Origin of the sequence: Colwellia sp., from assembly GCF_013215345.1 — a bacterium.
Lineage (GTDB): Bacteria > Pseudomonadota > Gammaproteobacteria > Enterobacterales > Alteromonadaceae > Colwellia.
Genome location: NZ_JABSOV010000152.1, coordinates 1 through 7,960 on the forward strand (window position 1 = coordinate 1; position 7,960 = coordinate 7,960).

Sequence of the window (7,960 nt, forward strand, 5' to 3'; positions counted from 1 at the left end):
GTATTGCGCCGTTAATGGATGATAGACAGGGTGTTTTTGACGGCGACAAAGCTGTCGGCATTAACGCGCGTTTTCGATTTTATCGTTATGGCCAAAATGATTTCTTTAAACCTCATTCTGATGGGGCTTGGCCAGGTAGCCGCATCATAGATAATGAGCTTATTGCTAATGCTTTTCCCGACCGATATAGCCAAATGACCTTGTTAATCTTCCTCAGTGACGATTTTGAAGGTGGAGCAACGCGTTTCTTAGTGAATGCTAACGAGCCAAGTCTGCCAGCAAAAGCGGGTGATGCTGTGGTAAACGTCGATGTTCGAACACCAGCGGGTAGCATATTATGTTTTCCTCATGGTATGCATCCATTGCACTGTATCCATAGCTCAGTGCCAATTACTAATGGCGTTAAGTACATCATCCGTAGTGATGTCTTGTTTACCTTGTAACTCGACATAGCTGGCATTCATTTAAGCTGTTAAAGTCAATAAGGAAAATAAAGTGATTAATCTGATGTGTTAGTTATTGCAGGAGGTCAAAGCATACTTGCTAATACGGATGTTGCCCATAAACAGTGACTACTTTTTATGGGAAAAATCAGCTAAATTAGAAGGCATTCTTCCATTGTTCAGTGTCTATAAACCAGCGTTCTTCATTGATTTTGTCGTCTTCGAATTTAAACAATACAGACAACTGTGAGGCTGAAATTTTGTCTGATTTCCATTCAATAATAGAGACGACTTCATTTTTTCCTTCAAGCTGCCGAAGTTCTGTGATTTCAAAAGATGGAGGAAGAATTGTTCCAAGACCATTTAAGGCGGAACGAAACTCCTGCCGCCCGACTAAAGTGTCAGTTTGTCCGAGCATGATGAAGGTCATCTCTTCTGTGTAGTCAGTCACTAAGGCATCGAAATATTGAGCGCCAACGGCATCCCAACCACGTTGTATTATACCCAAGCGACCTCAATATGCAGGATTCAGCTGGAATTAGAAACGTCTTTAGGCAAGGCATTGATTGAGAGAATAGTTATTCAGGAGAATCTGCTCCTGCATTCTCTATTAAGCTACATCCTTGTAGCGTTATTGTCGAAACCAATAACGATGGATAAAGCGTTTCTAAGCCAGACTTTCTGGGACGTCTGAGCAAATCATGCTCATCGTTGAATATTTCATTAAGGGAACAACCATTAATGAAATACAGGCCTTGATCATGAATCGCTCAGGCGTCCTGAAACGAGCATATTGAAGTAGCTTGGGTATATATCTGCTAAGCTCATTGCTTTTCCTCCTATATTATTTTGTACAAACTAACTAGAGAAGGTCTCCACTACTTGTGGGGCAAGCTGAAAAGCAACTAGCCAAATAACTGGAGTTTTGTCGACTCTAGCCTGACAAAACATCTAGGTTAATTGGCATAGTTATTTCCTTTGAGTGTCGTTTATTATGCTTCTAATGCCATAGCTGCCATTTTCATCGTGCTTTCAAATGATTCTGCACCGGCAATAAATAAACCATTATGGCAAAACATAGCGTCATCAATGCCGGTAACTTCTTTAAGTGCTTTATCGGATAAGCCAGCCCAAGGTTTAGGTAACGACTTGCGGTCTTCGAATGAGCCTGGTTCAACGGGTACTGTTTGAATTCGCCATGGACCAGAGCCAGATGGGTACACCATATATAAAGCTTCTGTTGATAACGCATGAACGGTTCTTTTCCACGGAGTATATTTTTCTAAAACAATCACTCTTGGATCAGCGGCATTCTCAATAGCTTTAGCAACAATAGCTTTTGCACTAATGCCACCGTTAGCAGAAGCAATGAAACGTGTTAATACCCGCGAGGCAAAATCAACGGCTTCATCAAAACAAGTATCATAATGACTATCTTCTTGCCAAGTTGGGTTAAACATTGAAATAGTTTGGCTAAGGCTAATTCCTTGAGCAACGCCTTCGACATGACCACAATCAATAGCATCAATGGTTGAGACGAGATCAGCATCAACGGAATTTGCTAGCTCTTGGTTGCCCTGACATATTTCTACGCCATATTTCTGCCAAATTAAACCAAATGAAGAATAAGGAATACCATTTTCGCGCTGACCGGCACCACCACGTTGATGATGATCAAAACGGCCTGTATCCGGGTCATAGACACCACCGACATCAAGGACAATATCAGCCTTGGCGATAATATCTAAATCACGGGTGCGAATAAGGTTAAAAGAAGGGAAAATGCATTTTAGTGCAGCGATACTGAAAACATCATCCGCATGAAAATTACCGTTGTGAGTTGCTATCGTTTTATCATTCATTTGTTTTGTGTCACGTTAGAAAGAGATAAGAGGGTACATTAGTTAAATTTTACTGCTTTAGACTTTGCCATTTCGGAGTAGTCGTTTTTAAAGGTTTAATAAGTAAAATTATAGGGCGGATTCTATACCAAGACAGCGAACAAAAATAGCCAACGACTTGGTATGTTTTATTTAAAAGATAGTTGGCATTAGCTATTGAGCTAGAAAATAGAGCCCAAAGCCTAAACCTAAATACATCATTAAAGCAAAAACACTACCAACAATATTTAAAGCCGTTGATATACCAAAAAATTGGAAAGTCAACACACAAGAAAGTGCTTTAGGTCGTGATTGAAATGAATGAAAATATTTGAATTCGGTTAACTTAGCGGTTAATGACTGATTGCCTTTAATCTCATTATCAATGGTTCTGTCGTAAGTAAACGCCACTAAATAAAATAACATTAAAAAGACTAAAATGGATTCCATAACTATATATCCTGGTTTGGGTTTAGCCTCTAATAAGAGGCAAAAAGTGTTGACTAAATTCTTAGTTAAATCGTTGGCTAACTTGTGGTTTAAACTAGTAGCCAATGAATGCAGCTAGCTGTATTTATTCGTTTGGGCTATTAAAAATAGAAGGAAATTTACTATGTTAAATCAGTAAATAGGTAAAACATTACATTTTCTCTATACGTTCATCTATACATTCATCTGAGCCCATTTCAAACTCTCGGCAAATCCATGGTCGATTTTCATAGATAGAGCACAGTAAAGTATCTCGATTCAGCGCTGAACACCAGCCGTCATCTAAGCGCAACATAGATTCATTGCCATATAAATCAACAAAAATATGTCGATCAGGTACACCTGTTTCGGAAATTATCATCACTTCTGAACTACAACAACATGCTTGACAGTTTGCACAAGTAACTTCGGAAACAGGTAAATTTTTTACTTTAATTATCATAAACAACAATAAATACAATAGTCAGTAGGGTAGTTAATAGGATACTCAATAGTAGAATATCCCTCTAATTTATAATGCCGGACGTTAGCCATAAACGGTTTTACTTTTTAGGGGCTAACGCTATTATTTGGCTCAGATATAGCAAGAGTGCAGAAATACTTGCACTCTTTCACCAGATTATATCAATCGGTGAGAGAAATTAATGCTTATATTTCCACATAGCCAAGCAGGGGCAGGGTATTGAAAAAGCGTAACTGGTAATCAGTCTTTTGATTATCAGCCTCTTGATTATCATTAATGCTTGCTGACTTTTTAGACCTTAAAGAGATGGCAATACGGTGCTCTTGTTTTTCATCTATTTCAGTACCTGGGTAAATTAACCAGCTGCGCCAAATTTGAGGTTCATCAACTCTGTGCTCGGCAAAGCTCAAGCTAATGTTATGCTTGATGGTCAATAGCTCTTTATGTTTGTCTTCTGTGTCAGCGATGTTAAAGCTGAAATCTTTAAGCGGAATGGCTAAGCCTAAACCCCACGCTTTAATGTAAGACTCTTTTAAGGTCCAATAATCAAAAAATCGATTACGTTGTTGTGCAACAGGTAAGGCAAAAAGTTCCTTGCTTTCTGTCGGTGAAAAATAACGTTCGGCAATGGCTAATATATCATTGTTACGACCGGTATTTTCAACGTCACAGCCAATGTCATCTTCAAGGGTTACTGCACAAATAATGAGGTTTTTAGTATGGCTGATGTTAAAACGCAGTGGTAACGAACAATTAACGATTTCTGGTTTATCTTTCTCACCTTTTTCAAACTGCCAATCTTGTGGCGCTATATCAGCATAATAAGACAATAAATCACGAATAAAAGCGCGCGTGATTAAAGCATCGTGCCTGTCTTTAGCAAACTTATATCGTTGTTGCTTTGCAGTCTCTTTACTGGTTAGTAATGTTGCGTAAGTTGTTAACAGCTCATCATTGCCCAGTAACTCCTCTGGCTTAGTCATCCATAAATGAATTTCATTGTTTGCTAGGGTGAGCTTTTGTTTTGACCGAGTTGCAAGGTCAGCTTGAGAAAAAGAGGTCATAAAAGTATCGGTAGCTTGTATTGTTTATTTGACGGGTGATTAATGTCCAATGAGGTGTGATTTTATCACAAAGAATAACGGGGGGATTTGTTTTTATCAGTTTATTTAAACTTGTTTGACCCATGGGGAAATGGCTAGTTGTTAACAGTGGTAACAACTTAACGTAATTAGCTATTAATAGTACAGATATCTTGCCAACTGGTCGAACAGATGAGGTCAGACCTCAGCTTATTTCAATAAAAATTAGGTATCGGGTGATTGTGTTGGGTTTGAAACCTGTGTATATTAGCCGCGATAAGTTATTGATTATGCCTATTTACTCATGAAAATTTACCGATAAGAGTCTATGGATAAAAATGAGCAAGCAACCTAAAACTACTACCCTGCAATACGCTAATGCAGTTACTACGTCCCTTGAACATGAGCTGATCGCTTTTATTCATGCGGATTTTTCCTTAAGCGATATCGGAATGAAAAATGTCTAAGCAACACGCTAATGCGACTACTACGCCAGAGATGAGGGCGTTTATCCATGAGTCGGACTTACCGACAGCTGTTCTCGCCCGTTTATTAAAAATTTCAGAATCAACCGTACGAAAATGGCGTAAAAGAGAATCCCTCGCTGATGCATCGCACGTACCTAAGCAGTTAAATACCACGTTAAGCGAAGCGCAAGAATATGTTGTGGTAGAGCTTAGAACACGTTTATTACTGTCTCTTGATGAATTACTCGCGGTGAGCAAACAGTTTATCAATGTCAATGTCTCCCGTGCCGGTCTACAACGCTGTTTAAAACGCCATGGCGTTTCTCGTCTTGCGGATATGCAAGATAGTGGCGAAATGCACGATGCTGATAGTGCCAGTGATGCAACAGTGGCAGTGGCGATTGAAGATACCAAAGAAAACAAATTGCTAGTCTCTCAATTATCACCCTCAGCTATGCGTGAGGTATTAAATAAAAGTAATAATTTATCAGCCGATGAAGTAGTGCAGATAAAAGTGACCCAATTACCGCACTTTGCCGATAAAAGCAAAGTCAAATCAGCAACGGCCGATGAAGATAACAGCTCACAACAGCGCCGTTTATTAATTGCCAATGATCCCAGTTCCAATTGGGTTTATGTGGATATTTACGATGGCAATGAGCGAGAAGCCGCCAGTCGTTACATGAGTTATGTACTCAACAAAGCCCCATTTCATATTCGTCGCATTTTAGCGGGGAATTATGCCGATTTTTTAAGTCGTTTTCGTTTATTAAATGAAAATCCAGATGAAGCCAGTGCGCTGTCTTCATCTGGTGATGATCATGATATCGATAGCGAAGATGCAAACCAATATTAACAGTAGAGTAATTAAAATGGCTAAAAAGCAGCAAAAAGCATTAGAAACTGTAGCAAAAACAACAAATATTGATAACGAAGAGCAAGCGTTTAACTCTCGTTTGCAAGAATGTCCAATCGCCGTTATTGGCATGGCGTCAATATTTGCCGATGCAAAAAACCTAGAAGATTACTGGGACAATATTTTTGAATCTGTTGATGCAATTAAAGATGTGCCAAGTGATCGCTGGGCGATTGATGACTATTATAATAGCGATCCAAAAGCCGCAGATAAAACCTACTGTAAACGTGGTGGTTTTTTACCAGAAATTGACTTTGACCCAATGGAATTTGGTTTACCGCCAAACATTTTAGAATTAACCGATATTGCACAACTCTTATCACTAGTGGTTGCTCGTGATGTATTAAATGATGCTGGTATTGGTGATGGCTCAGGTTATGACCGAGATAAAGTCGGTATTACTTTAGGTGTCGGTGGTGGTCAGAAACAAATATCACCATTAACGTCTCGTCTGCAAGGCCCTGTTTTAGAAAAAGTATTAAAGGCATCGGGTGTTGACGCCGAAGATCGCGCGATGATCATCGAAAAATTCAAGAAAGCTTATATTGGCTGGGAGGAGAACTCATTCCCAGGCATGTTAGGTAATGTTATTTCAGGCCGTATTGCCAACCGTTTTGATCTTGGTGGTACTAACTGTGTGGTTGATGCGGCTTGTGCCGGTTCATTAGCAGCAATTAAATTAGCAATATCTGACTTGTTAGAGCACCGCTCTGAAGTAATGATCTCTGGTGGTGTTTGTTGTGATAACTCACCATTTATGTACATGTCATTTTCAAAAACGCCAGCGTTCACCACAGGTGAAGATATCCGTCCGTTTGATAATGACTCAAAAGGTATGATGATTGGTGAAGGTATTGGCATGATGGCCTTTAAACGCTTAGAAGATGCTGAGCGTGATGGCGATAAAATTTATGCTGTGCTTAAAGGTATTGGTACATCAAGCGATGGTCGTTTTAAATCTATTTATGCGCCACGTCCAGATGGACAAGCAAAAGCATTAAAGCGTGCTTATGATGACGCCGGTTTTGATCCAAAAAGCTGTGGTTTAATAGAAGCTCATGGTACTGGCACTAAAGCCGGAGATGCCGCAGAGTTTGGTGGCTTAATTAAGCACTTTGGTTTAGATAACGAGCAAAAGCAGCACATTGCTTTAGGCTCGGTTAAGTCACAAATTGGCCATACTAAAGCTGCTGCCGGCTCTGCTGGTATGATTAAAGCCGTGTTAGCACTACATCATAAAGTATTGCCAGCGACCATTCATATCGACCAACCAAATACTTCGCTAGACATCGAAAATAGCCCAATGTATTTGAACAATGAAACCCGTCCGTGGATGGCGCGCGAAGATGGCTTGCCACGTCGTGCCGGTGTTAGTTCATTCGGTTTTGGTGGTACTAACTACCACATGGTATTAGAAGAATATACACCAACGGCACAAGGGCAATACCGTTTAAACGCCGTGCCACAAACAATTTTAGTGACGGCGAAAGATGAACCAGCACTTATTGCAGAGTTAAAGCAGTGGCAAGAAAAACTTAGCACAGTTGCAGATGCTCAACCTTATGTCTTTAACGCCTTAGTTACAGACTGCGCATTGCAAACACCTGCCAATGAGCTAGCGCGTTGTGGTTTTGTTGCTAAAAATGCTGATGAAGCCATTAAGATGATTGAAGCGGCGCTTAAACAGTTTGTCAGCAAAGCGGGTAGTGACGTTACTTGTGAAGAATGGTCGGTACCGACCGGAATTTATTACCGTAAATCAGCGTTAGCCGCCAAAGGCAAAGTGGTGGCACTTTTCTCTGGTCAAGGCTCACAGTACGTCAATATGGGTCGCGAGTTGGCTTGTAATTTCCCAAGCGTGATGCAAGCGGCGCAAGATATGGACGTGGAATTTGCTAATGCAGGTTTAGGACAATTAACGCCAACAACTTACCCAATTCCAGTCTTTAGTGATGATGCTCGTAAAGCACAAGATGAAGCCTTACGTTTAACACAACATGCACAACCTGCAATCGGCACTTTAAGTGTTGGCCTTTATAAAACTTTCACTAATGCAGGTTTTAAAGCTGACTTTACCGCCGGACATAGTTTTGGCGAATTAACGGCACTTTGGGCTGCTGGTGTATTAAACGATAGCGATTATATGATGCTAGCGCGCAGTCGTGGTCAAGCCATGGCTGCACCACAACCTTCTTCTGAAGGAAGTGCTACTGGTTCTAT

Annotated in this window: 9 protein-coding genes; 4 read left to right on the forward strand and 5 right to left on the reverse strand. The window is 40.3% G+C overall.

Annotated features, from left to right (window positions below):
- The coding region (locus HRT50_RS16560; RefSeq protein WP_291616513.1) for a 2OG-Fe(II) oxygenase at positions 1–443 on the forward strand (443 nt) is incomplete at its 5' end.
- A gap of 157 nt (positions 444–600) precedes the next feature.
- On the opposite strand, the gene HRT50_RS16565 is transcribed toward HRT50_RS16560, so the two are convergent.
- From HRT50_RS16565 to HRT50_RS16585, 5 genes are all read right to left on the reverse strand, one after another.
- On the reverse strand, positions 601–951 hold the full coding sequence (locus tag HRT50_RS16565) for a nuclear transport factor 2 family protein (RefSeq protein WP_291616515.1): 351 nt from the start codon (positions 949–951) through the stop codon (positions 601–603).
- Between the two features lie 484 nt (positions 952–1,435).
- Entirely contained in the window at positions 1,436–2,305 is an 870-nt protein-coding gene (locus HRT50_RS16570; RefSeq protein ID WP_291616517.1) for an MYG1 family protein, read from the reverse strand.
- A gap of 192 nt (positions 2,306–2,497) precedes the next feature.
- On the reverse strand, positions 2,498–2,773 hold the full coding sequence (locus HRT50_RS16575; RefSeq protein WP_291616518.1) for a hypothetical protein: 276 nt from the start codon (positions 2,771–2,773) through the stop codon (positions 2,498–2,500).
- A 190-nt stretch (positions 2,774–2,963) separates the two neighbouring features.
- Positions 2,964–3,254: a YkgJ family cysteine cluster protein gene (locus HRT50_RS16580; protein WP_291616520.1), complete on the reverse strand. Its 291-nt coding sequence runs from the start codon at positions 3,252–3,254 to the stop codon at positions 2,964–2,966.
- A gap of 206 nt (positions 3,255–3,460) precedes the next feature.
- On the reverse strand, positions 3,461–4,339 hold the full coding sequence (locus HRT50_RS16585) for a 4'-phosphopantetheinyl transferase superfamily protein (protein WP_291616522.1): 879 nt from the start codon (positions 4,337–4,339) through the stop codon (positions 3,461–3,463).
- Between the two features lie 356 nt (positions 4,340–4,695).
- On the opposite strand from HRT50_RS16585, the gene HRT50_RS16590 reads away from it, so the two are divergent.
- The 3 genes from HRT50_RS16590 to HRT50_RS16600 all read left to right on the forward strand — a co-directional run.
- Complete coding sequence (locus tag HRT50_RS16590; protein ID WP_291616524.1) at positions 4,696–4,824, forward strand: hypothetical protein; 129 nt, start codon at positions 4,696–4,698, stop codon at positions 4,822–4,824.
- Entirely contained in the window at positions 4,817–5,680 is an 864-nt protein-coding gene (locus HRT50_RS16595; RefSeq protein WP_291616526.1) for a helix-turn-helix domain-containing protein, read from the forward strand. Before HRT50_RS16590 ends, HRT50_RS16595 begins: the two co-directional genes overlap by 8 nt.
- A gap of 16 nt (positions 5,681–5,696) precedes the next feature.
- The coding region (locus HRT50_RS16600) for a beta-ketoacyl synthase N-terminal-like domain-containing protein (RefSeq protein ID WP_291616528.1) at positions 5,697–7,960 on the forward strand (2,264 nt) is incomplete at its 3' end.

Bases quoted from the DNA above. Each gene is read 5' to 3' on its own strand.
- HRT50_RS16585 (WP_291616522.1), bottom strand. From the start codon at position 4,339: ATGACCTCTTTTTCTCAAGCTGACCTTGCAACTCGGTCAAAACAAAAG.
- HRT50_RS16575 (WP_291616518.1), bottom strand. From the start codon at position 2,773: ATGGAATCCATTTTAGTCTTTTTAATGTTATTTTATTTAGTGGCGTTT.
- HRT50_RS16570 (WP_291616517.1), bottom strand. From the start codon at position 2,305: ATGAATGATAAAACGATAGCAACTCACAACGGTAATTTTCATGCGGAT.
- HRT50_RS16580 (WP_291616520.1), bottom strand. From the start codon at position 3,254: ATGATAATTAAAGTAAAAAATTTACCTGTTTCCGAAGTTACTTGTGCA.
- HRT50_RS16590 (WP_291616524.1), top strand. From the start codon at position 4,696: ATGAGCAAGCAACCTAAAACTACTACCCTGCAATACGCTAATGCAGTT.
- HRT50_RS16595 (WP_291616526.1), top strand. From the start codon at position 4,817: ATGTCTAAGCAACACGCTAATGCGACTACTACGCCAGAGATGAGGGCG.